This window comes from Rhizobium sp. BK212 (assembly GCF_014197475.1).
In the GTDB taxonomy this organism is placed as follows: Bacteria; Pseudomonadota; Alphaproteobacteria; order Rhizobiales; family Rhizobiaceae; genus Rhizobium; species Rhizobium anhuiense.
In genome coordinates, this window is record NZ_JACIFS010000004.1 from 42,522 (window position 1) to 66,642 (window position 24,121).

The 24,121-nt window shown below is 62.0% G+C and carries 23 protein-coding genes; 7 read left to right on the forward strand and 16 right to left on the reverse strand.

What is annotated here, in order from left to right:
• Positions 1–58: 58 nt before the first annotated feature.
• On the reverse strand, positions 59–532 hold the full coding sequence (locus FHT79_RS14845) for a hypothetical protein (protein WP_029868354.1): 474 nt from the start codon (positions 530–532) through the stop codon (positions 59–61).
• Positions 533–820: 288 nt separating this feature from the next.
• Between FHT79_RS14845 and FHT79_RS14850 the strand changes: the two genes are divergently transcribed.
• The gene (locus FHT79_RS14850; RefSeq protein WP_183903586.1) at positions 821–1,456 is read left to right on the forward strand and encodes a trimeric intracellular cation channel family protein; all 636 of its coding nucleotides are present in this window, start codon (positions 821–823) and stop codon (positions 1,454–1,456) included.
• Positions 1,457–1,469: 13 nt separating this feature from the next.
• Here the strand turns inward: FHT79_RS14850 and irrA are convergent, their stop codons facing one another.
• A complete protein-coding gene (gene irrA, locus FHT79_RS14855; protein ID WP_047617346.1) occupies positions 1,470–1,889 on the reverse strand; it encodes an iron response transcriptional regulator IrrA in 420 nt (139 codons plus the stop codon).
• Between the two features lie 301 nt (positions 1,890–2,190).
• Here irrA and fabA point away from each other — a divergent pair, with 301 nt between their 5' ends.
• The 3 genes from fabA to fabI are packed head-to-tail and all read left to right on the forward strand — an operon-like array spanning position 2,191 to position 4,795.
• Entirely contained in the window at positions 2,191–2,706 is a 516-nt protein-coding gene (fabA, locus tag FHT79_RS14860; protein ID WP_047617348.1) for a 3-hydroxyacyl-[acyl-carrier-protein] dehydratase FabA, read from the forward strand.
• 45 nt (positions 2,707–2,751) lie between these two features.
• Positions 2,752–3,984, forward strand: coding sequence for a beta-ketoacyl-ACP synthase I (gene fabB, locus FHT79_RS14865; RefSeq protein WP_047617350.1), 1,233 nt, complete (start codon positions 2,752–2,754; stop codon positions 3,982–3,984).
• Between the two features lie 4 nt (positions 3,985–3,988).
• On the forward strand, positions 3,989–4,795 hold the full coding sequence (gene fabI / locus FHT79_RS14870; RefSeq protein ID WP_063473396.1) for an enoyl-ACP reductase FabI: 807 nt from the start codon (positions 3,989–3,991) through the stop codon (positions 4,793–4,795).
• Between the two features lie 98 nt (positions 4,796–4,893).
• Here fabI and FHT79_RS14875 read toward each other — a convergent pair whose 3' ends face one another.
• The 10 genes from FHT79_RS14875 to rimP form a co-directional block, all read right to left on the reverse strand.
• On the reverse strand, positions 4,894–5,910 hold the full coding sequence (locus tag FHT79_RS14875; protein WP_048338306.1) for a class I SAM-dependent methyltransferase: 1,017 nt from the start codon (positions 5,908–5,910) through the stop codon (positions 4,894–4,896).
• A 76-nt stretch (positions 5,911–5,986) separates the two neighbouring features.
• Positions 5,987–8,125, reverse strand: coding sequence for a polyribonucleotide nucleotidyltransferase (pnp, locus tag FHT79_RS14880; RefSeq protein ID WP_127431376.1), 2,139 nt, complete (start codon positions 8,123–8,125; stop codon positions 5,987–5,989).
• Positions 8,126–8,499: 374 nt separating this feature from the next.
• Entirely contained in the window at positions 8,500–8,769 is a 270-nt protein-coding gene (gene rpsO / locus FHT79_RS14885; RefSeq protein ID WP_047617353.1) for a 30S ribosomal protein S15, read from the reverse strand.
• A 267-nt stretch (positions 8,770–9,036) separates the two neighbouring features.
• Entirely contained in the window at positions 9,037–9,969 is a 933-nt protein-coding gene (truB, locus tag FHT79_RS14890; RefSeq protein ID WP_047617637.1) for a tRNA pseudouridine(55) synthase TruB, read from the reverse strand.
• A gap of 13 nt (positions 9,970–9,982) precedes the next feature.
• Complete coding sequence (gene rbfA / locus FHT79_RS14895; protein WP_047617355.1) at positions 9,983–10,387, reverse strand: 30S ribosome-binding factor RbfA; 405 nt, start codon at positions 10,385–10,387, stop codon at positions 9,983–9,985.
• A gap of 114 nt (positions 10,388–10,501) precedes the next feature.
• Entirely contained in the window at positions 10,502–11,110 is a 609-nt protein-coding gene (locus FHT79_RS14900; protein WP_183903587.1) for a YcxB family protein, read from the reverse strand.
• Between the two features lie 31 nt (positions 11,111–11,141).
• Positions 11,142–13,892 carry a translation initiation factor IF-2 gene (infB, locus tag FHT79_RS14905; protein ID WP_097544483.1) on the reverse strand — a complete coding sequence of 917 codons (2,751 nt, stop codon included), beginning with the start codon at positions 13,890–13,892 and terminating at the stop codon, positions 11,142–11,144.
• A 101-nt stretch (positions 13,893–13,993) separates the two neighbouring features.
• Entirely contained in the window at positions 13,994–14,689 is a 696-nt protein-coding gene (locus tag FHT79_RS14910) for an RNA-binding protein (RefSeq protein WP_183903589.1), read from the reverse strand.
• A complete protein-coding gene (gene nusA / locus FHT79_RS14915) occupies positions 14,686–16,287 on the reverse strand; it encodes a transcription termination factor NusA (RefSeq protein WP_047617359.1) in 1,602 nt (533 codons plus the stop codon). Before nusA ends, FHT79_RS14910 begins: the two co-directional genes overlap by 4 nt.
• 59 nt (positions 16,288–16,346) lie before the next feature.
• A complete protein-coding gene (gene rimP, locus FHT79_RS14920) occupies positions 16,347–16,952 on the reverse strand; it encodes a ribosome maturation factor RimP (protein WP_183903591.1) in 606 nt (201 codons plus the stop codon).
• A gap of 197 nt (positions 16,953–17,149) precedes the next feature.
• Between rimP and FHT79_RS14925 the strand changes: the two genes are divergently transcribed.
• Entirely contained in the window at positions 17,150–18,829 is a 1,680-nt protein-coding gene (locus FHT79_RS14925) for an MFS transporter (RefSeq protein ID WP_183903593.1), read from the forward strand.
• Positions 18,826–19,281: a GNAT family N-acetyltransferase gene (locus FHT79_RS14930; RefSeq protein WP_183903594.1), complete on the forward strand. Its 456-nt coding sequence runs from the start codon at positions 18,826–18,828 to the stop codon at positions 19,279–19,281. Before FHT79_RS14925 ends, FHT79_RS14930 begins: the two co-directional genes overlap by 4 nt.
• Before the next feature lie 6 nt (positions 19,282–19,287).
• Here the strand turns inward: FHT79_RS14930 and FHT79_RS14935 are convergent, their stop codons facing one another.
• Together FHT79_RS14935 and recR are read right to left on the reverse strand one after the other, a co-directional pair.
• On the reverse strand, positions 19,288–20,541 hold the full coding sequence (locus FHT79_RS14935; RefSeq protein ID WP_132573931.1) for a lytic murein transglycosylase: 1,254 nt from the start codon (positions 20,539–20,541) through the stop codon (positions 19,288–19,290).
• Positions 20,542–20,552: 11 nt separating this feature from the next.
• Positions 20,553–21,158, reverse strand: coding sequence for a recombination mediator RecR (recR, locus tag FHT79_RS14940; RefSeq protein ID WP_047617368.1), 606 nt, complete (start codon positions 21,156–21,158; stop codon positions 20,553–20,555).
• Positions 21,159–21,215: 57 nt separating this feature from the next.
• On the opposite strand from recR, the gene FHT79_RS14945 reads away from it, so the two are divergent.
• A complete protein-coding gene (locus FHT79_RS14945; RefSeq protein WP_183903596.1) occupies positions 21,216–21,845 on the forward strand; it encodes an MOSC domain-containing protein in 630 nt (209 codons plus the stop codon).
• 31 nt (positions 21,846–21,876) lie between these two features.
• Here the strand turns inward: FHT79_RS14945 and FHT79_RS14950 are convergent, their stop codons facing one another.
• Positions 21,877–22,200, reverse strand: coding sequence for a YbaB/EbfC family nucleoid-associated protein (locus tag FHT79_RS14950; RefSeq protein WP_063473528.1), 324 nt, complete (start codon positions 22,198–22,200; stop codon positions 21,877–21,879).
• 22 nt (positions 22,201–22,222) lie between these two features.
• A complete protein-coding gene (locus tag FHT79_RS14955) occupies positions 22,223–24,091 on the reverse strand; it encodes a DNA polymerase III subunit gamma/tau (RefSeq protein ID WP_183903598.1) in 1,869 nt (622 codons plus the stop codon).
• Between the last annotated feature and the right edge of the window lie 30 nt (positions 24,092–24,121).

Below are 24,121 nucleotides of genomic sequence, written 5' to 3' on the forward strand. Positions count from 1 at the left end.
TCGCTTTGACTTTGCGCATGACCCGAATATCGATTCCGATTTCGGGTCATATGCTGAGCTATTTCTTCGAGATGGTGACGAATTTCGTGCCGCGGACGCGGGCCGTCACGATGCAGGGATCGCCCTCCGTGCGGTCGCAGAAACGCGGATGCATCTTCATCGCCAGCACCATGTTGCCGAAGCGCTGGACGAAGTCGTAGCCATAGATCTGCGCCGTCGCGATCATGAAATAACCGCCTTCGGCAACCTGCAGGTAGAAATTATAGGTGCAGCCGTCGTCATTGCATTGCGGCCCCTTCTGCCCGTCGCAGGTCAGCTGACCCTCATTGACCACCGCGTCGATCAAACCGTCATTGTTGATGTCCTGCCGGGTGACGAAGCCGTCGGCAAATTCGGCCGTCTTGCACTGCTCCTGGAAATGTTTCTTCTCGTAGATCTCAGGATCGGAAATCAGCGATTGCTGGCCGAAGGCGACAGCCGGCATGACAAGCAGCAGGACGATATTCAGAACGGCGAGCACCAGCGTTTTCACGGCTTTCCTCTTTGGATAAAGGCTCTGTGGCCCAATGCATGTCGCCAAAACTGTGCAGCGGTTCTAGGACAACGACATGCATCACGTAAAGACTCGAGCTTTATGGCGCCCCCGCCTTGCGCCGCCCTTGCCGCCGTGGTTCTGTTCTCGAGAACAGAATGATTTTAGGCCTAATTGGCCTAAAATCTGAATCCTGTTGTCAATTCAAGAGTTAGAGCATGATGTCATGAGAAAACCGCTCACACTTTTCGGCATCATGCTCTGAACGTCTGCCGGTTCGGGGTTCGCATGTCCTTGCTCGTCTATCTCGATTATGCCGGCATTGCGCTGTTTGCCGCGACAGGCGCGCTCGCCGCGTCACGCAAGCAATTGGACCTCATCGGTTTTTTGTTTTTCGCCATGGTGACGGGAACGGGCGGGGGTACGGTACGTGATATCGTGCTCGGCCGCGTTCCGGTCTTCTGGGTGCTGAACCCAGGCTATATCCTCGTCTGCTGCGTCATGGGCGTCATCGTCTTTTTCTCCGCCCACCTGCTGGAATCGCGCTATCGTCTGCTGATTTGGCTGGATGCGATCGGCCTTGCCGCCTATTGCGTGATCGGCGCCGCCAAGGGCCTTGCCGCCACCGGCTCCCCGACCATCGCGATCGTCACCGGCACGCTGACGGCGACCTTCGGCGGCATCCTGCGTGATCTGATGGCAAACGAGCCTTCGGTGCTGTTGAGGCCGGAAATCTACGTGACCGCAGCCCTCATCGGCGCCGGTGTGTTCACGGCGGCCAATGCGCTCGGAATGCAGCTCTATCTGGCGTCTGCCTGCGGCGTCGTGGCGGCTTTTGCGGTGCGCGGCGGAGCCCTGTGGTTCGGCTGGACCTTCCCGACCTACAAGCACAAGCCCGGCCGGCATCCCGACGATGTCATGTGAAGCGGCGGTGTCGTCAGCCCTGCTTTGCCCGCAGCCGGATCACCACGTCGACATGAGCGATCTCCATGCCCTCTGGCGGTTCCGGCAGATTGCCGATCGTCAGGTTACTGACGGGAATGTCGAGCACCTCGTTCTCGCCTTCGATGAAGAAATGGTGATGGTCGGACACATTGGTGTCGAAATAGGTCTTGGCGCTTTCGACGGCGAGGACGCGGATCAGACCGGCTTCCGTGAACTGGTGCAGCGTGTTGTAGACGGTTGCCAGCGAAACCGGCACACCGGCGGCAACCGCCTCCTCATGCAGTTCCTCGACGGTCAAATGCCGGTCGCCCTTGGCAAACAGGAGGTCGCCGAGCGCCACACGCTGGCGGGTAGGGCGCAGTCCTGCACCGCGCAGCCTTACCTCTATTGCGATCGGGAGCGTACCCGTCATCAAGACCAACTCCGGTTATTCTGGCATAAAGCAATCATGTTTCTTCAAGCGGTATAACTTTTGCACCGGAGCCTTTCAATAGTTCAATGAGGGCAAGAGCCTGATAAACGCGGCAAAAACCGGCTTTTGACGCAAATAGGTCTGGTCGCGGCCCTGGCCTTCCTGTATGCGACCACCAAATAATGGCGCAAGCCTGGTCCGGGGCGATGAATGAAGCTGCCTTGCTCGTGCTTCATTTTCTGAAGAACTTGGACTACACGTTCACATCCATCGGCTTCACGCGGGGGGAAAAAGAAACTTTATGACGACCAGACAGTCCAGCTTCTCGTACGACGAACTCATCGCTTGCGCACATGGCGAGCTGTTCGGCCCCGGCAATGCGCAGCTGCCCCTGCCGCCCATGCTGATGGTTCATCGTATCACCGACATTTCCGAAACCGGCGGAGCCTTCGACAAGGGCTACCTCAGGGCCGAATATGACGTGCGCCCCGACGACTGGTATTTTCCCTGCCATTTCGAAGGCAATCCGATCATGCCGGGCTGCCTTGGTCTCGACGGCATGTGGCAGCTGACCGGTTTCTTCCTGGGCTGGCTCGGCGAGGAAGGCCGCGGCATGGCGCTTTCGACAGGTGAAGTGAAATTCAAGGGCATGGTCCGGCCGCATACGAAGCTGATCGAATATGGCATCGACTTCAAGCGCGTCATGCGCGGCCGTCTGGTCCTCGGCACGGCCGACGGCTGGCTGAAGGCGGACGGCGAAACCATTTATCAGGCGGCCGACCTTCGCGTCGGTCTATCGAAAGACAAGACGGCCTGAAACCGCATTTCGAGCGACGGACGAAAACAACAAAGGTTTGATCAGATGAGACGGGTAGTTGTCACGGGTCTGGGTGTCGTGTCCTCGATCGGAAACGACGCGGCCGAAGTCACCGAATCCTTGCGGCAGGCAAAGTCGGGTATCTCCTTTTCGAGCGATTTCGCCGAACATGGGTTCAAATGCCAGGTATGGGGCAGTCCAAAGCTCGGTTCGGCGGAACTTGCCGAACTGGTCGACCGCCGCGCCATGCGTTTCCTGTCGCAGGGCGGCGCCTGGAACCATGTCGCCATGAAGCAGGCGATCGCCGATTCCGGTCTCGAGGACAAGGACATCGGCAACAACGAGCGCACCGGCATCATCATGGGTTCCGGCGGTCCGTCTACCCGCACCCTGATCGAGGCTGCCGAGATCACCGTGAAGAACAACAGCCCGAAGCGCATCGGCCCCTTCGCCGTGCCGAAGGCGATGTCCTCGACCGCATCGGCGACGCTTGCCACCTGGTTCAAGATCCACGGCGTCAATTATTCGATCTCGTCGGCCTGCTCGACCTCGGCGCATTGCATCGGCAATGCCGCCGAAATGATCCAGTGGGGCAAGCAGGACGTGATGTTTGCCGGCGGCCACGAAGATCTCGACTGGACGATGTCCAACCTCTTCGACGCCATGGGCGCCATGTCCTCCAAATATAACGACACGCCGGACAGCGCCTCGCGCGCCTATGACGTCAACCGCGACGGTTTCGTCATCGCTGGCGGCGCCGGTGTGCTGGTGCTCGAGGAACTGGAGCGCGCCAAGGCCCGCGGTGCAAAGATCTATGCCGAAATCGTCGGCTACGGAGCAACTTCGGACGGCTACGACATGGTTGCCCCCTCGGGCGAGGGGGCTATCCGCTGCATGCGCCAGGCGCTCGCCACCGTCAAAGGCGACGTCGACTACATCAATACCCACGGCACCTCAACGCCGGTCGGCGACAGCAAGGAAATCGGTGCCATCCGCGAGGTATTCGGCTCCAGGATTCCGCATATCCAGTCGACCAAGTCGTTGACCGGCCATTCGCTGGGTGCCGCCGGCGTGCAGGAATCGATCTATTCCCTGCTGATGATGCAGCAAGGCTTCATCGGCGAAAGCGCCCATATCGCCGAGCTCGATCCGGAATTCGAAGGCGTGCCGATCGTGCGCAAACGGATCGACGACGCGAAGATCGACATTGCCCTCTCCAACTCCTTCGGCTTCGGCGGCACCAACGCCACGCTGGTCTTCCAGCGTTATAACGGATAACAACATGTCGGGAATCATGCAGGGTAAGCGCGGGCTCATCATGGGCGTCGCAAACAACCACTCGATCGCCTGGGGGATTTCAAAAGCTCTCGCCGCACAGGGTGCGGAACTCGCCTTCACCTATCAGGGCGATGCGCTCGGCAAGCGCGTCAAGCCGCTGGCTGCCGAGGTCAATTCGGATTTCGTGCTGCCCTGCGACGTCGAGGACATCGCCTCGGTCGATGCCGTGGTCGACGCGCTCGGTGAGCGCTGGGGCAAGCTCGATTTCATCGTCCACGCCATCGGTTTCTCCGACAAGAACGAGCTGAAGGGTCTCTACGCCGATACGACGCGGGAGAATTTCAGCCGCACCATGGTCATTTCCTGTTTCTCGTTCACCGAGATCGCCAAGCGCTGCGCTCCGTTGATGGAAGATGGCGGTGCGATGCTGACGCTGACCTATAATGGTTCGACGCGCGTCATCCCGAACTACAACGTCATGGGTGTTGCCAAGGCCGCGCTCGAGGCCTCGGTGCGCTATCTCGCCGCCGATTACGGTCCGCGCGGCATCCGCGTCAACGCCATTTCCGCCGGCCCGATCCGCACGCTTGCCGGCGCCGGCATCTCTGATGCGCGCGCGATCCTCTCCTGGAACCAGCGCAATGCGCCGCTGCGCAAGACCGTGACCATCGATCAGGTCGGTAATTCGGCGCTCTACCTGCTCTCCGACCTGTCCGCCGGCGTCACCGGCGAGATCCACTTTGTCGACGCAGGGTTTAACGTCACCTCCATGCCGACGCTGGAAACGCTGCGCAAGGCGGATGTCGAATAAACAACGACCCGATTGAAACTCAAAGGCCGTGCGCAGATGATGCGCACGGCCTTTTTGTTGTATCGGTTGGGATGATCGGTATCGAAGCCGCTTGAGCCCTATTTCTTCGCCCACAGCACCTTGAAGCGGGCGTTGCGGCAGGTTTCACCGCTTTCTCTGAAATTCGCTGCCAGAACCGGCTCGTAAGGCAGGCCGCGATTGGCGACGAGCATCAGGCGGCCGCCGCCGCGCAGGGCGGATGCGGCGGTCTTGATCATGGCCTGGCCGAGCGAAGGTTCGGCGGCGTGACCTTCGTGGAAGGGCGGGTTCATGATGACGAGATCGTATTTGTCCTTGACCGGTTCGCCCGCCAGATCGTGCCAGAAGAAGCGCGCAGGCGCGTTCGGGCAGTTCTCCGCCAGATTGTCCCTGGCCGCCTCCAGAGCCGCGTGATCGGCCTCGTAGAGGTCGAGGCGGGTCAGTCCACGCGATCTCCGCGCCAGTTCCACGGAGAGATAGCCCCATCCGGCGCCGAAATCCGCAACGTCGCCGGTGAAATCCTCAGGCAGGCGCGAGGCGAGCAGTTCCGATCCGGCATCGATCCGGTCATGCGAGAACATGCCGGCGGTCGCATGGAAACGGCCGTCGACGCGCACCGGCGCCTTTGCCAGCTTCGAGATGATCTCGCCGGCATCGGCAGGGCGACCGAACCAGAAGGCGACACCGTGATATTTCGGCATATGGTCGACGGCGAGATTGAAACCTTCCAACCGCTTGCGTAGCGGCTGGATGCCGTCTTCCTTCGCACCGGCGACGACGATCAGCCCGCCGACCCGCGTGCGCGCGATCGCCGCAGCGAGGTTGGCTTCGTTCTCGCCCTTGTGCTTGGTGCAGAGCACCAGAGCCGCATCGTAGTCGTCGCCGTCGATCTCCGGCTTCGCTTCGATCCGCTGCGCCAACAGCTGCCGATAGAGCGGCCGGAAGCCCTGGACGGCGCTGAGCGAGGCGGCAAAGCCGTCCGGCAGCGCAAAGCCTGCCTCGGCGCCGAGGAAGAGCACGCGCTCGCCCTCGCCGGGCGCCTCGACTGTGCCGCTGGCAAAGGGATGGAACAGGGTCTTCAGCGTCTCGCGGCTCATGGATCTCGTCTCGACTTCGGATACAAAAAGGGCGCGGAAGATTCCCGCGCCCGGAATCAAATCTGGGAGATGCGGCTTATTCGGCCGCTTCTTCCTTCTTCTTGTCGTTGGCAATTTCCTGGCCGGTGGCCTGGTCGACGACCTTCATCGACAGGCGAACCTTGCCGCGTTCGTCGAAACCGAGCAGCTTGACCCAGACCTTGTCGCCTTCCTTGACAACGTCCTGCGTCTTGGCGACGCGTTCGGAAGCAAGCTGCGAGATGTGGACGAGGCCGTCACGGGCGCCGAAGAAGTTGACGAAGGCGCCGAAGTCGGCGGTCTTGACAACAGTGCCTTCGTAGATCTGGCCGATCTCAGGTTCGGCAACGATCGAGTGGATCCACTTGCGGGCCGCTTCGATTTCCTTGCCGGAGGAGGAGGCGATCTTGACGGTGCCGTCGTCCTCGATGTTGATCTTCGCACCGGTCTTTTCGACGATTTCGCGAATGACCTTGCCGCCGGAGCCGATGACTTCACGGATCTTGTCGACCGGGATGTTCATGACTTCGATGCGCGGAGCGAATTCGCCGAGCTGGCCGCGGCTTTCGGTGATGGCCTTGGCCATTTCGCCGAGGATGTGGGCGCGACCGCCTTGGGCCTGGCCGAGGGCAACCTTCATGATCTCTTCGGTGATGCCGGCGATCTTGATGTCCATCTGCAACGAGGTGATGCCGTCGGCGGTACCGGCGACCTTGAAGTCCATGTCGCCGAGGTGGTCTTCGTCACCGAGAATGTCGGAGAGAACCGCGAAGCGATCGCCTTCCAGGATCAGACCCATGGCGATACCGGCAACCGGCTTGGCCAGCGGAACGCCTGCGTCCATCAGAGCGAGCGAGGTGCCGCAGACGGTCGCCATCGAGGACGAGCCGTTCGACTCGGTGATCTCGGAGACGACGCGCAGCGTGTAGGGGAACTGCTCAGCCGTCGGCAGCATCGGACGGATCGCGCGCCATGCAAGCTTGCCGTGGCCGATTTCGCGGCGACCCGGGGAGCCCATGCGGCCGGTCTCGCCAACCGAGTAGGGAGGGAAGTTGTAATGGAGCAGGAAGCGCTCCTTGTACATGCCCGTCAGGCTGTCGACATACTGCTCGTCTTCGCCGGTGCCGAGGGTGGCAACCACGATCGCCTGCGTTTCACCACGGGTAAACAGCGCCGAACCATGCGTACGCGGCAGAAGGCCGACTTCCGAAACGATCGGACGGACGGTTTCGAGGTCGCGGCCGTCGATGCGGCTCTTGGTGTCGAGGATGTTCCAGCGGACGATTTTCGCCTGCAGATGCTTGAAGATCGCGCCGACTTCCTCGGCCGTGTAGCGGGCTTCGCCTTCCTCGGGGAGGAAGTGTGCCTTCACCTTTGCCTTGACGGCATCGACGGCGGCGTAGCGGTCGGCCTTCTGGGTGATCTTGTAGGCTTCGCGAAGTTCACCTTCGGCAAGGCCGAGCATTTCGGTTTCGAGAGCGGAGTAATCTTCCGGCTGGAAGTCGCGCGGCTCCTTGGCGGCAACTTCGGCGAGCTTGATGATCGCGTCGAGAACCGGCTGGAAGCCCCTGTGGCCGAACATGACGGCGCCGAGCATGACGTCTTCGTTGAGTTCCTTGGCTTCGGATTCCACCATCAGCACGGCGTCGTAGGTGCCGGCGACGACGAGATCGAGGCTCGATTCGTCCATCTCGTCGAGATGCGGGTTGAGAACATATTCGCCGTTGATGTAGCCGACGCGTGCACCGCCGACCGGGCCCATGAAGGGAACGCCGGACAGCGTCAGCGCGGCCGAGGTGGCGACCATCGACAGGATGTCGGGATTGTTTTCAAGGTCGTGCTGGATGACGGTGACGACGACCTGCGTGTCGTTCTTGTAGCCTTCCGGGAAGAGCGGGCGGATCGGGCGGTCGATCAGGCGGGAAACGAGGGTCTCGTTCTCGCTCGGACGGCCTTCGCGCTTGAAATAGCCGCCGGGGATCTTGCCGGCTGCGTAGGTCTTTTCCTGGTAGTTGACGGTGAGCGGAAAGAAGTCCTGGCCGGGCTTCGGCGCCTTGGCCGAGACGACGGTGGCGAGAACGACGGTTTCGCCGTAGGTGGCGAGAACCGCGCCGTCGGCCTGACGGGCAATCTTGCCGGTTTCAAGCTTCAGCGGGCGGCCGGCCCACTCGATTTCCACGGTGTGTGTATCAAACATGTCTTGTCCTTCAATGCGGGAGCACGCGCCATCGCCGATATCAAGGCGCAGCGCACAGTCGACCGCAATCAATGTGACGTATCACGGGCAAGACAACGGGAGGCTTTTCAATCCTCGGGTTCCCGGGAAATCCGAGGATTTCCAGCAAACGCGAAGGTTCCCTGGGGAACCGGGCCAGCACTCACTGATGAGCCTTGGCCGAAAGCATCCGGCAATCCTGCCCCATGACAGGTCAACGGTTGGTTTGGCAGATCCGGCCCATCCGGGTCCGCCGGTCGTTCCACCGCTTAGATAGGGCGCGGCTGGAACATTTCATCGGGAGCCTTGTCCCGAAACAGATCCGGCGGACGCTCGGAAGCGCCCGCCGGACAATCTTAGCGGCGGATACCCAGGCTGGCGATCAGCTTGGAATAGCGGCCTTCATCCTTCTTCTTGAGATAATCAAGAAGCGAGCGGCGGCTCGAAACCATCGTCAACAGGCCACGGCGGGAATGGTTATCCTTCTTGTGGTCCTTGAAGTGTTCGGTCAGGTTGTTGATGCGTTCGGTCAGGATCGCGACCTGGACTTCCGGAGAACCGGTATCGCCTTCAACGGTCGCATATTCCTTGATCAGCGCAGCCTTGCGCTCAGCAGTGATCGACATCGGGTGATCCTTTCTAAGAGAGGAGATAAAGGTCGCCAAAAGCCGGGATGTCGTCCAGCTTTGGCCGCGAATGCAATCGGGCGGACCCGATGCTGGCGCTGCCTATAAACCATTCAGGCAGCAAAGGGAAGAGGCGTAAACTGCGCCTCTCTAAAGCGCTTCGCGTCAATCCGGATTCATGCGACGCGCTTTAGGTCTTTGATTTATGCATGTCGTTATTCGCAAAACCGCTGAGCACTTTTGGGCGACATGCATTGGGATAGCCGATCAGCCGAAGACGCGCTTCGGGCGAAACTCGCCCTGGCCGATTTCGCCGATCGCGATCAGCTTGCCGCGGGCCGTCGCATAAGCTTCGCTTTCGGCAACCGGCGCATCGCGGCCACGCACCAGGATCGGGTTGCCCATCTTCAGCCGGTGTGCCTGGTCGTCGTTGATGACGAGATGGGGCAGGGCCGATAGCGCTTCGCAGGTGTCGATCAGCAGCGCGTCGAGGGCCGCCAGCCGCTCGTCCATATCCTCGATCGCCTCCAGTGCCACGAGATCGGCAAGCGGCACCATGGACTCTTCCGCAAAGGGCGCGACGAAGGTGCGCCGCAGCCCCGACACATGGCCGTAGCAGCCGAGCTCTCGGCCGAAATCGCGCGCCAGCGCCCTGACATAGGTACCCTTGCCGCATTCCACTTCGAAATGCGCAGTGTTGGCATCCGGGCAGGCGAGCAATGTCAGCCGGAAGATATCGACCTCGCGCGACGGGATGTCGACGGCTTCGCCTTCGCGCGCCAGATCATAGGCGCGTTCGCCCGCTATCTTGATAGCGGAAAACTGCGGCGGCACCTGGCTGATGGTGCCGATATATCCAGGCAGGATATCGCGGATCTGTTGTTCGCTTGGGCGCTTGTCCGAGCTTTCGGTCACCTCGCCCTCGAGATCGTCCGTCGCCCGCTCTTCGCCCCAGCTCACCGTGAATTCGTAGATCTTGCGGCCGTCCATCACATAGGGAACGGTCTTCGTCGCATCGCCGAGCGCGATCGGCAGCATGCCGGAGGCGAGCGGATCGAGCGTTCCGGCATGGCCGGCCTTCTGTGCCTTGTAGAGCCACTTGATCTTGGAGACGGCTTCCGTCGAGCCGAAATCCACCGGCTTGTCGAGGATCAGCCAGCCGGAAATCGGCCGGCCCTTGGGTTTGCGTGGTTTGGACATGCGTCTCTTCTGTTTATTGTTCGTCATTATCGCCGTCGAGGTCGCGTTGGACCTCGGGCGAACGCAGCAGCTCGTCGATCTTCTTGTAATTGTCGAAGCTCGTATCGTCGCGGAAGCGCACCTCCGGCATGTATTTCATCTGCCGAAGCTGCGGCCCGAGCCGGCCGCGGATGAACTTCGCATGACGGTTCAGCGCCTCGATGACCACGCTGTGGTCGGAAACGCCGAGCGGCGTCACATAGGCGGTGGCGATCTTGAGGTCCGGCGACATGCGCACTTCCGAGATCGAGATCACGGTCGCCTCGATGACGTCGTCGCGCACTTCGCCGCGTTGCAGCACCTGGGTGATAGCGGCGCGAACCTGTTCGCCAACGCGCAGCATGCGCTGCGAAGGCGCGGAAGAAGTTGGTCTGGTCATTGTTATCTCTATTTGCCGATGCGGCTGGGAATCGAACCCGTCAAAGGAGAGCGTCCATGACTCTTTTGGTCGAAAAGGTCAAGTCGGCAGGTGCCAAAAGTGAAGCGAACAATCCTACTGGTTACGGGCTTCGGCAAGCGCATTGCGACATAGCTCCGCAAAAGAGGCCGCATCGGTTTCGTTCAAAAATGCCGATGTTGGGACAGCGACAAAGTAGCCAACCGAATGAGTTATGAAAAAATGGCTTTTTGTCTCGATGAACTCCAACACGGCGGTCCATTGCCACTCGCTTCTCGCGCCTGGCAGCTCGTTGACGATTGTATGTCTGCCTATCACTTGGGCGCGTGGAAGTGTAACTTCGCTGCCCGGCGGCAACATGGAACGGTTATGGTATCGATAGAGAATTGGAAGCAGCAGATATAGCGACAGCATTGCTGTGCAGAATAGTAAGACGAAATAATATCCGAATAGAGCCTCATCGACACTGGAGGGGCTAAACTTGAAGAGAATACCGGCAATCATCAGCGACAAAATTGAGAGGGCCGCAAAATAAAATACGATAAGCCAAACCACGAAAATCTGAGTTATGAACCTCCAGATTCTTGGCCGGCTCAATCGACGAAAGACATCCAGCGCTTGAGCGGCAGCTATCGTATCGCTCAAACTCGATTCGGTTTCGAGATGCCAAAAGCCATCCACCAGTTTGGCGGATGGCTTTTTCAAAGGCTTGCTCTTGTGTTGAGACATTCAAAGATTAGAGCGTGCGCGTGATATGCTCGACGCGGAAGCACTCGATGACGTCGCCGGCGCGCATGTCCTCGTAGTTTTCGAAGGCCATGCCGCATTCCTGACCCATAGGCACTTCGGAGACTTCGTCCTTGAAGCGCTTGAGGGTCTTCAGCTTGCCTTCGTGAACGACGACGTCGTTGCGGATGAGGCGGACGCCCGCACCGCGTTCGACCTTGCCTTCGACGACACGGCAGCCTGCGACCTTGCCGACCTTGGTGATGTTGAACACCTCGAGGATCTCGGCGTTGCCGATGAAGGTTTCGCGGCGTTCCGGAGACAGCAGGCCCGACATCGCTGCCTTTACGTCATCCACGAGGTCGTAGATGATGTTGTAGTAGCGGATTTCGATGCCTTCGCGCTCGGCGAACTGGCGTGCCTGCGTATTTGCACGAACGTTGAAGCCGATGATGGCCGCGTTCGAGGCTTCGGCGAGCGAGATATCCGACTCGGTGATGCCGCCGGCGCCAGAATGGACGATGCGGGCGCGGACCTCGTCGGTGCCGAGCTTCTCCAGCGCGCCGGCAATCGCCTCGATCGAGCCCTGCACGTCACCCTTGATGACAAGCGGGAACTCCTTGATGCCGGCGCTCTGGCGCTGCATCATCATCTGTTCCAGCGAACCGCGCTGTCCCGACTGGCGGGCAGCCGCCTTGTCGCGGGCCAGACGCTGACGGTATTCCGAGATCTCGCGGGCGCGGCTTTCGCTTTCGACGACGGCGAACTTGTCGCCGGCCTGCGGCGTGCCGGACAGGCCGAGCACTTCAACCGGCATTGCCGGACCGGCTTCCTTCACATGGTCGCCCTTGTCGGTGACGAGCGCGCGCACGCGGCCCCAGACGTCGCCGGCGACGATGATCTGGCCAGGACGCAGCGTACCCTTCTGGACGAGCACGGTCGCGACCGCACCGCGGCCGCGGTCGAGCTGGGCTTCGATGACAGTGCCTTCCGCCGTCCGGTTCGGATTGGCCTTGAGGTCGAGAATTTCCGCCTGCAGCAGGATCGCCTCGAGCAGCTTGTCGAGGTTCTTGCCAGTCTTGGCCGAAACTTCGACGTCGAGCACTTCACCGCCCATGGATTCCACGAAGACTTCGTGCTGCAGCAGCTGGTTGCGGACCTTCTGCGGATCCGCTTCGTGCTTGTCGACCTTATTGATCGCAACGATGATCGGAACACCGGCCGCCTTGGCGTGGTTGATCGATTCGATCGTCTGCGGCATCACGCTGTCGTCGGCTGCGACGACCAGGATCGCGATGTCGGTCGCCTGGGCGCCGCGGGCACGCATAGCCGTGAAGGCGGCGTGGCCGGGGGTGTCGATGAAGGTGATCTTCTGGCCGTTCTGCTCCACCTGATAGGCGCCGATATGCTGCGTGATGCCACCGGCTTCACCGGCAACCACGTTGGCATGGCGGATGGCGTCGAGCAGCGAGGTCTTGCCGTGGTCGACGTGACCCATGATGGTAACGACGGGCGGGCGCGAAACCAGTTCGCCATCTTCGTCGGACACGTTGAAGATGCCGAGTTCGACGTCGGATTCCGACACGCGCCTGACCGTATGGCCGAATTCGCCGGCGATGAGTTCGGCAAGATCGGCGTCGATGACGTCGCCCGGCTTCATCATCTGGCCTTCCTTCATCAGGTACTTGATGACGTCGACGGCGCGTTCGGACATGCGCTGCGACAGTTCCTGAATGGTGATGGTCTCAGGCAGAACGACTTCGCGGGAGATCTTCTCGCGGGTTTCCTGCATCTGGCTGCGGCGGAACTTCTCCTGCCGGCGGCGCATCGCCGAAAGCGAACGGCCACGAGCATTGTCGTCGCCATCTGCGTCAGCGGTGGTGATCGTCAGCTTGCCGCGGCGGCGCTCTTCTTCCGTCTTCGGACGCGTCGTGACCGGCTTTGCCGGTTCCGGGCGAACGACACGGCCACGGGCCGGACCGCCGCGCGCAGCGCCGCGATCGTCATCCTCGGTGTCGTTGCGACGGCCACGGACACCGGCCGGTGCGGCGGCGCCCGGCGCCGGACGGGCGTCAGCGGGTGTTGCGGCATCGGGCCGGCGCGCAGCAGGCGCCGATGATGCCGGCCGCGGAGCGTTGGAGCGAGCTTCGGCCACAGCAGGAGCCGGTGCGGCCGCGGCGGCTGCCGGTTCGGCAGCAGCGGGCGCTTCCGCCTGTCGGACAGCCTCTTCGGCGGCCCTGCGGGCTGCTTCTTCCGCTTCGGCCGCCTTGCGGACAACCTCTTCGGCCGCACGGCGCTTTTCTTCCTCGGCGCGGCGAATGGCGTCCTGGGCGTCGCGCGCCTGGGATTCGGCCAATGCGCGGCGGCGGGCGTCCATCTCTTCCGGAGACAGATGGTTCAGCACCACCGGACGCGGACGATCGTTCGAGCGCGGCTGCTGGTAGGGCTGCTGCGGACGCTGATTGGTCTGGCTGTTGTTGCCCTGCTGAACTCGCGGTGCCGGCGTCGGCTGCTGCGGGCGTGCCTGCACGGGTGCAGGTGCCGGCTCGGCTGCGCGGACGGGCGCGGGAGCGACAGGTGTGATCGGCTTTTCGTCTTCCGGGCGCATCGGGCGCCGCTTACGGGTCTCGACGACGACCGCTTTGGTGCGACCTCGACCCATATCCTGGCGAACGGTGCCCTGACTCATCCCCGATGGTTTCAGGGTAAGCGTCTTTTTGCCCGTCACGCTGATTGTCTTGTCGTCGTTACTATCGGTCATTCGTTCCCGTTCCTTCGGACAGGGAGCGATGACTAGATCAGACCCTGTCGTTCAATACTGTCGATCAATGAGAATGGGACCGGCCGATGCCGGTGACCACCTCATTGTTTTTGCCGGCCAGCGCCGCCCGCTGCCCGGGACTGACCGCCAATACGGTACTGTTCGAGCATCTTTGCGCGCTTCACTACACCCTCACCCGCCTGCCCTGCAAGCACTGCGGCATGGATAAAAGCATTCTGGCCCATCAGGCCTTCCATTTCGCTCTCCGAGAAGAGACGGAAGGAAGGTATCTCCTCCTCGGTCTCCATTCCGAGGTGCCAGGCCTTGCGGGCCTGGTCGATTTTCCGGACGCCGTCGTCCGCTGCTTCAGTCGAGTGGAACACCGCAAGGGCTGCTCCGCTTCTGACCGCGGCATCCACTTTCGCGGACCCGCTGACGAACTGGCCGGCTTTCCGCGCCATGTTCATCATCTGCATCAATTGCGCCGCAAGCAGCCGATCGACGCTCGCGCCGAGATCGTCCGCCGCCTTCACATCCATTTTCAGTGCGCGGGCGAAGAGCTTCTTCGCCACCGCCCGGTCGACCAGCGACCGGTCGATCTTCACCCAGCATCCGCGTCCCGGAAGCTCGCGCTTCAGGTCGGCGACAACAGTTCCATCGGGAGCGGCAACGAAGCGGATCAACTCTTCCGGCGATCCGCTTTCGCGCGTCACGATGCACATGCGTCCGTTCACGTCATAACCTGCAAGATCGTCGTCCTCATCAGGGAGAGCGTCCGGCTCATGCACGGTCATCATGCTTCTTGTTCGGCTTCGGTGACCTCTTCTTCGGTCCCCTTCGCCAGGTCCTCTTCGGTAATCCAGCCGGCCGAGAGGCGGGCCTGGACGATCATCTGTTCCGCCTCGACGCGCGAGACGTCGAATTTCGAGAACAGACCCTCGAACTTCTTCGTTTCGCCGTTCTTGCGCTCCGTCCAGCCGACGAGATCGTCGGCCGCACAACCGGCAAAGTCCTCGATCGTCTTGATGCCGTCTTCGCCGAGCGCCACCATCATCTGGGCGGTCATGCCGTCGATTTCACGCAGCTCGTCCTGGACGCCGAGCGCCTTGCGCTTCTCGTCCATCTCGGCTTCGAGACGCTCGAGGAATTCGCGGGCGCGCTGCTGGATTTCCTGCGCCGTCTCCTCGTCGAAACCATCGATCGAGGAGATTTCGTCGAGATCGACATAGGCCAGTTCTTCAACCGCGGCAAAACCTTCGGAGGCCAGAACCTGGCCGACCATCTCGTCGACGTCGAGCGAATCCATGAACAGGTTGGTGCGCTCGTTGAATTCCTTCTGGCGGCGCTCCGATTCCTCGGCCTCCGTCATGATGTCGATGTCCCAGCCGGTCAGCTGCGAGGCGAGCCGGACGTTCTGGCCGCGGCGGCCGATCGCAAGCGACAGCTGCTCGTCGGGAACGACGACTTCGATACGCTCGGCATCCTCGTCGAGAACGACCTTGGCGACTTCGGCCGGCTGCAGGGCGTTGACGACGAAGGTCGCCGGGTCCTGGCTCCACGGAATGATATCGATCTTCTCGCCCTGGAGTTCGCCGACGACGGCCTGGACGCGCGAACCGCGCATACCGACGCAGGCGCCGACCGGATCGATCGAGCTGTCGTTCGAGATCACCGCGATCTTGGCGCGCGAACCCGGATCGCGGGCGACCGACTTCACCTGGATGATACCGTCGTAGATTTCAGGCACTTCCATGGTGAACAGCTTCACCATGAACTGCGGATGCGTGCGCGACAGGAAGATCTGCGGGCCGCGCTGCTCGCGACGGACATCATAGACATAGGCACGGACGCGATCGCCATAGCGGACGTTTTCGCGCGGGATCATTTCGTCGCGGCGGATGATGCCTTCGCCGCGGCCGAGATCGACGATGACGTTGCCATATTCGACGCGCTTGACGGTACCGTTGACGATCTCGCCGACGCGATCCTTGAATTCGTCGAACTGGCGGTCGCGCTCGGCTTCACGCACCTTCTGCACGATCACCTGCTTGGCGGACTGGGCGGCGATGCGGCCGAAATCCATCGGCGGCAGCGGATCGGCGATGAAGTCGCCGAGTGCGGCGTCCGGATTGCGGTCGCGGGCCAGTTCCAGCGGGATCTGCGTCGAATAATCCTCGGCCTTGTCGACGACTTCGAGCAGGCGCTGCAGGCGGATTTCGCCGGTCTTCGGATTGATGTCGGCCCGGATGTTGGACTCGGTGCCGTAACGGGAGCGTGCCGCCTTCTGGATAGCGTCGGCCATTGCGGCCAGCACGATCTCGCGGTCGATGACCTTTTCGCGCGCCACTGCATCTGCGATCTGCAGAAGTTCGAGCCGGTTCGCACTGACTGCCATTGTCTTGTTTCTCCGTCTTTACTCCAGGGTTCCCGTCCCTGGAGCGGTCTGTTGATCGGTTATTCCTGGTCGTCCGCTTCGTTCTGGTTGGCGGCCTGTGCTTTTGCCTGCTTGTCGGCGCGCAACGCATCGCGGATCAGGTCGTCGGTCAGAATGAGCTTCGCATCGCTGAGCGCCGTAAAGGGAATGGTGACCTTCTGCTCTTCCCCATAGGCGACCTGGTCACGCTCGAGCGTGAAACCATCTGCGCCTGCTTCGACGATCTTGCCGCGGAAGCGCTTGCGATTGTCGATCAAGATCGACGTCTCGCATTTCACAAGGTGGCCCTGCCAGCGGACGAAATCGGATTTCCGCACCATCGGACGATCGATGCCGGGCGAAGACACCTCGAGATGATACTCTTTATCGATCGGATCTTCCACATCGAGGACGGGAGAAATCGCCATCGACATTTCTTCGCAGTCCTGAACCGTCATCGTGCCGTCGTTGCGTTCGGCCATGACCTGCATCGTCGCGCCGTTCTGGTTCAGCATGCGGACGCGGATAAGCCGGAAGCCCAGGCCGACGAGGACGGGTTCGATGATATCGGCAAGACGCTGGTCGAGCCCGGTTTCGGTAATCAGCCGCGGCTCAAGTTCGTTGTCTGCGTTTGTCATGTCCGACAAGCGGTGCGCTCCTCGCAATTTCAAGCTGTTCGGGCGATCGCGCTAATAAAAAAGAGCGGGTCCTTGCGGCCCACTCTTCATCAAGCGATCAAGAATTTGAGAGGCATATAGTCGGGTTTTTCCGAAATTGCAAGGTCCGCGACCGATTCCGCCAATTCGCTTGCCGCGCGTGAACAGGCCTATGGCCAGCGCCGGTCTTGCGCATATATTGCCGCTGGGGCGCAATAACAAAAGCGGGAGAAATCGTGGCCTACACTTCCTCGACATTGGCGCCTTTGCGGCACGATACCTACCGCACCATCTGGTTCGCGAGCCTTTCCTCGAATTTCGGCGGCCTGATCCAGGCGGTGGGCGCTGCCTGGATGATGACGACGATCACCGCCTCGGAGGACATGGTCGCGCTGGTGCAGACCTCGACGGCGCTACCGATCATGCTGTTTTCGCTGATATCGGGCGCGCTGGCCGATAATTATGACCGTCGCCGGGTCATGCTGACGGCGCAATGCATGATGCTCACGGTTTCGGCGCTGCTGACGGCCTCGGCCCTTCTCGGCTGGATCACACCCTGGCTGCTGCTCTTCTTCACCTTCCTGATCGGCTGCGGCACGGCGCTCAACAATCCCTCCTGGCAGGCCTCGGTCGGCGACATGGTGCCGCGCGCCGATCTGCCGGGCGCCGTCACCCTGAACAGCATGGGCTTCAACATCACCCGCAGCGTCGGCCCGGCGATCGGCGGCGTGATCGTCGCCGCTGCCGGCGCGGCTGCGGCCTTTGCGGTGAACACGGTGAGTTACTTCGCCTTGATCTATGCCCTGCTGCGCTGGCGGCCAGCCACGCCGGTCTCGACCCTGCCGCGGGAGGCGCTTGGCAGCGCCATCTTTGCCGGCCTGCGCTATATCTCGATGTCGCCCAATCTCGAAAAGGTCCTCGTCAGGGGCCTGCTCTTCGGCATCGGCGCCAGCTCGATCCTGGCGCTGCTGCCGGTCGTCGCCCTCGATCTCGTTGCCGGCGGGCCGCTGACCTATGGTTTCATGCTCGGCGCTTTCGGCATCGGCGCGATCGGCGGCGCGGTGATGAATGCGAGGCTTCGCCAGATGCTTTCCAGCGAGACGATCATCCGCTTGGCCTTTGCCGGCTTCGCGATGAGCGCCGTCATCGCCGCCGTGAGCCCGAGTGCCGTCCTCACCTCCGCCGGGCTGCTCGTCTCCGGCGCCTGCTGGGTCTCCGCACTTTCGCTGTTCAACACCATCGTCCAGCTTTCGACGCCGCGCTGGGTGGTCGGCCGGGCGCTGTCGCTCTACCAGACCGTCACCTTCGGCGGCATTGCCGGCGGCAGCTGGCTGTGGGGCGTTGCCGCCGATCGTTATGGCGTCGCCGATGCGCTGCTGATGTCATCGGTCGTCATGCTGCTCGGCATCGCGATCGGCCTGCGTTTTTCCATGCCGGCCTTCGCTTCGCTCAACCTCGATCCGCTGAACCGCTTCATCGAGCCGGCCCTGAGCCTCGACATCACGCCGCGCAGTGGCCCGATCGTCATCCTTGTCGACTACGAGATCGCCGATGCCGACCTTGCCGAATTCATGACGCTGATGGGTGAGCGCCGCCGCATCCGCATCCGCGACGGCGCCCGCAATTGGGCGCTGATGCGCGATCTCGAAAATCCCGGGCTCTGGACGGAGACCTACCATACGTCGACCTGGGTCGAATATATAAGACACAACCAGCGGCGCACGCAGGCCGATGCCGAAAACATCGACAGGCTTCGCGCGCTTCACCGCGGCGAAGGTTTGCCGCATGTTCACCGCATGATCGAACGCCAGGCTATTCCGCCTGATAACGACGTCTTCCACAAGGCGCCGATCGATCTGCATCATTGAGAAGGTTCAGGCTCGCCCGCCAATCCGATCTTGCCGCCATCGTCCGGCTTCTGGCCGATGACGATCTCGGCGGCGCCAGGGAGATCGTTACCGATCCCGTGGACGCACGGTATCTCTCGGCCTTCGCGGCGATCGAGGCGGACGCCAATCAGCTACTGGCCGTCGCCAGCGACGCGGCCGATCGTGTCGTCGGCTGCCTGCAGCTGAGCTTTCTTCCCGGCCTTTCGAGAACAGGCATGTGGCGCGGTCAGATCGAAAGCGTGCGTGTTGCCAGCGACCTTCGCGGCTCGGGCTTCGGCTCTGAATTCATCGCATGGGCGATCGCCCAATGCGTCGAGCGTGGCTGCGGCCTCGTGCAGCTGACATCGGACAAGACGCGGGCGGATTCGATCCGCTTCTACGAGAAGCTCGGTTTTGTGGCCAGCCATGAAGGGCTGAAGCGCAGTCTCTGAAGCCGGTTACTTCAGCTTGCCCTTCATCGTCGCTTCGGGAAAACATGTCGGCTTCATGCCGTTCTTGGCCTGCCACTGGCCGATCGAACGCCGCGTCTTGTAGCCTGGCAGACCATCGGAACCGCCGACATCATAGCCCTGCCGTTCCAGCGCCTTCTGCATGGCGGCGACATCCGAGCGCAACATCTTGCCGACATCGCCCCATCTGCCCTCAAAGGCGCCGCCATTATAGGCGATCCGATCGGCGAGATTGCCGATATAAAGCGCGTAGAGATCGGAATTATTATATTCCTTGATGATGTAGAAATTCGGCGTGACGATGAATTCCGGCCCGTCGCGGCCGGCCGGCACCAGCATCATGCCTTCAGCCTTCATCTCGCTGGAGGGAAACCCCTTGCCGGAGATGCGGTCGATGCCGAGCGAGGCCCAGTGCGACAGCGGCTTTGCCAGATCGGGCCCCTCCTGCGCGCAGGAAACCGCCTCCGGGATCGACACCTCGAAGCCCCAGTCGCGGTCGCGCTGCCAGCCCTTCTTGACCAGGAAATTGGCGATCGAGGCGAGCGTATCGGGCACCGAGGTCCAGATGTTGCGATGGCCGTCGCCATCGAAATCCACGGCATATTTCAGATAGCTGGTCGGCATGAATTGCGGTTGGCCGAGTGCGCCCGCCCACGACCCCTTGAAATCGGCCGGTGCGACGTCACCGCCATCGAGAATATGGAGTGCGGCCACCAGCTCGGTACGGAACATCTCCTTGCGCGTCGACATGAAGGCCTTGGTCGCCAACACCTCGATTGCCGAGTTCGGGATCTTCGCCGCACCGAAGCCTGTCTCCCGGCCCCAGATGGCCAGCACGATCGAGCCGGGCACGCCATAGGTCTTCTCGATGCGTTTCAGCGTCGAATCATATTGCGCCGCAAAGCCGCGCCCCGTTGCGGCAAGCTTCTTCAGCCGGTCCTCGTTGAAATAGGGACCGGGCGAGGAAAATTCGGCCTGCGTCTGCTTCTGCTCCTTCGGCGGCGGGAAGCCGGGCGGGGCAAGATCGGGCAGGTTCCAGTTCAGCGTGATGCCGGAAAAGGCAGCCTGGAAGGTCTTCTCGGAAATCCCGCCCGCCTTCGCTTCCGGCCAGAGGTCTTTCCGTACCCATGTCTCGAACTGCGCTTCGACATCGGCTTTCGAAGGGGCTGCGAGGGCGGAGAGGGGGAGGAGGGCGGTCGCTAGGGCGAGTGCGAATAGCCGCCGTGGAACATCTTTCGGCATAGGCAAAACCCTCATATCACTGTCCGCGCCCGAAGGGCCGCCGCGAGCGTTCCCTCGTCGAGGTAGTCGAGCTCGCCGCCAACAGGCACACCATGCGCCAGCCGGGTGATCTTCACGTCCAGCCCCTGCAACTGGTCGGTGATATAATGCGCCGTCGTCTGCCCCTCGACGGTGGCGTTGACGGCGATGATCAGCTCGCGGATACCGCCTTCGCCGACCCGGTCGATCAGCCCGCGAATGTTGAGATCGTCGGGCCCGACCCCGTCGAGCGGTGACAGCGTGCCGCCGAGGACGTGATAGGCGGCGTTCATCGCGCCCGCGCGCTCCAGCGCCCAGAGATCCGATACGTCCTCGACGACGATGATGACGGATTGATCGCGCTGCGTGTCGGTGCAGACGGTGCAGGGATCGACCGTATCGACGTTGCCGCAGCGCGAGCAAATCTTCACCTTGTCATAGGCCTCGCCCATCGCATTCGACAGTGGGCCGAGCAACTGGTCCTTCTTCTTGATCAGATGCAGTGCCGCCCGGCGCGCCGAGCGCGGCCCGAGGCCCGGCACCTTCGCCAGAAGCTGGATGAGTTTTTCGATTTCGGGGCCGGTGACTCGTTTTGCCATGCGCCGTTCTTAACTGATATGGAACGGAAACGGAATCGCGGAAGGATTGGCCATCCCATGAAAATCCTGGCGCTGTGCACCGGCAATCCGGAAAGACTGCCGGGCAAGAGCTACAAGACCGGCATCTTCAAACATGCCGTCAACGGTGCGGTGATGATCGATGCCGAAGGTCTGGTCGGCGATGCCATCTGCAACCGCAAACACCATGGCGGTGTCGATCAGGCTGTTTATGTCGAGGGATCGCTGACGCTCGACTGGTGGAGCAGCGAGTTCGGCCGGCCATACGAGCCCGGCACTTTCGGCGAAAACATGGTGATCTCGGATCTCGACAATCGCGATGTCGCCGTCGGCGACCGCTTCCTGATCGGCGATCTCGTCCTCGAGGTCACCGCGTGCCGCATCCCCTGCGCCACGTTTGCCGCCAGGATGGCCGATCCGAAATTCGTCAAACGTTATACCGCCGCCGCCCGCCCCGGCATCTATTGCCGTGTCGTCCGGAGCGGCGTGGCCAAGGCCGGAATGTCGGTGGAATGCACGCCCTTTCACGGAGCCAAGATCACCACGCCGGAGCTGATGGAGACTTTCGGTCGACGGCTTCGGGCGGCAGATCGGGCGCGATATCTCGCCGCCCCAATTCACTACAAACTGCGGGCTATGTTGGAATCCGAGAGCGACGAAGCGCGCTAGATCGGACTTTGGGCCTTGATAGGCGCCCGTCTCAGAACGGCAGCTTGAAGCCCGGCGGGATCGGAAGGCCGGCGGTCAGCGCCTTGGTCTTTTCGGCGGCGAGCGCCTCGGCCTTGTCCTTGGCGTCCTTGTGAGCGGCGACGATCAGGTCCTCGAGGATCTCGACATCGTCTTCCTTGAACAGCGACGGGTCGATCTTCAGGCTCTTCAGCTCGCCCTTGCCTGACATGACGACGGCGACGAGGCCGCCGCCCGCCTTGCCTTCGGCCGTGAGCTCGGCGATCTCCGCCTGCATCTGCTCCATCTTGGCCTGCATTTCCTTGACTTTGCCCATCATGCCCATGATGTCGCGCATCGTCTCGCTCCTTGTTGAACTTTTAGAATTCTATGTCGTCGCCGGGCAGGATGTCACCTTCCTCGGATTCGGCAGCAGCCGGCGGCATCGCCTCGCCTTCCTCGTCCGGTTCGGGCGCCCGCACGCGCACGTCGATGATCTTGGCGCCCGGAAAATGCGCAAGGATCGCCGCGACATCGGGATCTTGACGCGCATCGCTGACGCGCTGTTCCTGCGCCTTGGCTTCCGCCTCCACCATCGTCGGCCCGCCCTCTTCGCGGCTGGTGCTGACGATCCAGTGGATTCCGGTCCATTCCTTGAGCTTGACGGCGAGTTCGTTAAGCAGCGTGTTGGGGGCACCCTCGGTGAGGTTCACGTCCAGCCGGCCCGGCTCGAGCCGCACCGGCCGCACGAAGTTGCGCACCAGTGCCTTCAATTTGACATCGCGCTTCTCGCCCGCGAGGTCGACGATGTCGCCGATCGAATTGACACGCACGAGCGGCTTCGGAGCCTCTGCAGGCTTTGCCTCGGTACGGCCGATATTCTGCGGTTCGGGATTGGGCACGGCGCGCAGCATCGCCGTCGGCCCTGAGGGTAGTGGCCGTGGTGTCGGCTCGGGTGCGCGCGCCGCGACACTGCTCTGATAGGGGACCCGCGTTCCGCTGCCGCCGCCATTGCCGGAAGGCGAAGGGGAGGGCCGCGGACCGGCATTGTCGCCGGAAAATTCGGCAAGCCGCCGCGCCGCATCCTCGGGCGCTGGCAGGTGTGCGGCATGTGCAAGTCGGATCAGCACCATCTCGGCTGCTCCTGCCGTCCGCGACGAGCCTTCCGTTTCCGGAATGCCCTTCAGCAGCATCTGCCAGATGCGCGACAGCGTCGTCACCGCAATGCCCTTGGCGAATTCCGCCGCCTTGGTGCGTTCGATCTCGCTGAGCGACGGGTCGTTTGCCGCATCCGGCACATATTTCAGCCGCGTCACCAGATGGGTGAAATCGGCAAGGTCGGTCAGCACCACCACCGGATTGGCGCCGGCCTCGTACTGGCTCTGGAACTCGCCGAGTGCGGCCGCCACGTCGCCTTTGATAACATGCTGGAAGAGATCGACGATCCGGGCGCGGTCGGCAAGTCCGAGCATGCCGCGCACGGCTTCCGCCTGCACGGCGCCGGCGCCATGGGCGATCGCCTGGTCAAGCAGCGACAGGCCGTCGCGCGCCGAGCCTTCGGCAGCACGCGCAATCATCGCCAGCGCGTCCGCTTCCGCCTCGATGCCTTCCTTGGCGGCGATCGTCGAAAACAGCCCGACAAGGTCGGAGGCGCTGATGCGGCGCAGGTCGAAGCGCTGGCAGCGCGACAGCACGGTGATCGGCACCTTGCGGATCTCGGTGGTGGCGAAGATGAATTTCACATGTTCCGGCGGCTCTTCGAGCGTCTTCAACAGACCGTTGAAGGCCTGTGTCGACAGCATGTGCACTTCGTCGATGATATAGACCTTGTAGCGCGCCGAAACCGGCCGGTAGCGCACCTGCTCGATGATCTCGCGGATATCGTCGATACCGGTATGGGAGGCGGCATCCATCTCGATCACGTCGACATGCCGGCCTTCCATGATTGCCTGGCAGTGTTCGCCGGGTACGCGCAGATCGATCGTCGGCTTGTCGATGTCGGCTGTCTTGTAGTTCAGCGCCCGCGCCAGGATGCGCGCCGTCGTCGTCTTGCCGACGCCGCGCACGCCGGTCAGCATGTAAGCCTGGGCGATCCGGCCGGTTTCGAAGGCATTGGTAAGGGTGCGGACCATCGGCTCCTGGCCGACCATCAGGTCCGTGAAATCCTTGGGGCGGTATTTGCGAGCCAGCACCCGGTACCCGGTGCCCGTCGAGGCGGCATCTTTTGATTGTCGCTCGGTGTCGCTCATCGCCCTGCTTGTCGCCCGGATCGTCGGGCA

What these genes read in the sequence shown, in the direction of transcription:
- infB (WP_097544483.1), bottom strand. Translation starts at nt 13,892, where the DNA reads ATGACCGATAGTAACGACGACAAGACAATCAGCGTGACGGGCAAAAAG.
- pnp (WP_127431376.1), bottom strand. Translation starts at nt 8,125, where the DNA reads ATGTTTGATACACACACCGTGGAAATCGAGTGGGCCGGCCGCCCGCTG.
- fabI (WP_063473396.1), top strand. Translation starts at nt 3,989, where the DNA reads ATGTCGGGAATCATGCAGGGTAAGCGCGGGCTCATCATGGGCGTCGCA.
- fabB (WP_047617350.1), top strand. Translation starts at nt 2,752, where the DNA reads ATGAGACGGGTAGTTGTCACGGGTCTGGGTGTCGTGTCCTCGATCGGA.
- irrA (WP_047617346.1), bottom strand. Translation starts at nt 1,889, where the DNA reads ATGACGGGTACGCTCCCGATCGCAATAGAGGTAAGGCTGCGCGGTGCA.
- fabA (WP_047617348.1), top strand. Translation starts at nt 2,191, where the DNA reads ATGACGACCAGACAGTCCAGCTTCTCGTACGACGAACTCATCGCTTGC.
- truB (WP_047617637.1), bottom strand. Translation starts at nt 9,969, where the DNA reads ATGTCCAAACCACGCAAACCCAAGGGCCGGCCGATTTCCGGCTGGCTG.
- FHT79_RS14955 (WP_183903598.1), bottom strand. Translation starts at nt 24,091, where the DNA reads ATGAGCGACACCGAGCGACAATCAAAAGATGCCGCCTCGACGGGCACC.
- recR (WP_047617368.1), bottom strand. Translation starts at nt 21,158, where the DNA reads ATGGCAAAACGAGTCACCGGCCCCGAAATCGAAAAACTCATCCAGCTT.
- rpsO (WP_047617353.1), bottom strand. Translation starts at nt 8,769, where the DNA reads ATGTCGATCACTGCTGAGCGCAAGGCTGCGCTGATCAAGGAATATGCG.
- FHT79_RS14850 (WP_183903586.1), top strand. Translation starts at nt 821, where the DNA reads ATGTCCTTGCTCGTCTATCTCGATTATGCCGGCATTGCGCTGTTTGCC.
- FHT79_RS14875 (WP_048338306.1), bottom strand. Translation starts at nt 5,910, where the DNA reads ATGAGCCGCGAGACGCTGAAGACCCTGTTCCATCCCTTTGCCAGCGGC.
- FHT79_RS14945 (WP_183903596.1), top strand. Translation starts at nt 21,216, where the DNA reads ATGAAAATCCTGGCGCTGTGCACCGGCAATCCGGAAAGACTGCCGGGC.
- FHT79_RS14935 (WP_132573931.1), bottom strand. Translation starts at nt 20,541, where the DNA reads ATGCCGAAAGATGTTCCACGGCGGCTATTCGCACTCGCCCTAGCGACC.
- nusA (WP_047617359.1), bottom strand. Translation starts at nt 16,287, where the DNA reads ATGGCAGTCAGTGCGAACCGGCTCGAACTTCTGCAGATCGCAGATGCA.
- FHT79_RS14950 (WP_063473528.1), bottom strand. Translation starts at nt 22,200, where the DNA reads ATGCGCGACATCATGGGCATGATGGGCAAAGTCAAGGAAATGCAGGCC.
- rbfA (WP_047617355.1), bottom strand. Translation starts at nt 10,387, where the DNA reads ATGACCAGACCAACTTCTTCCGCGCCTTCGCAGCGCATGCTGCGCGTT.
- FHT79_RS14910 (WP_183903589.1), bottom strand. Translation starts at nt 14,689, where the DNA reads ATGATGACCGTGCATGAGCCGGACGCTCTCCCTGATGAGGACGACGAT.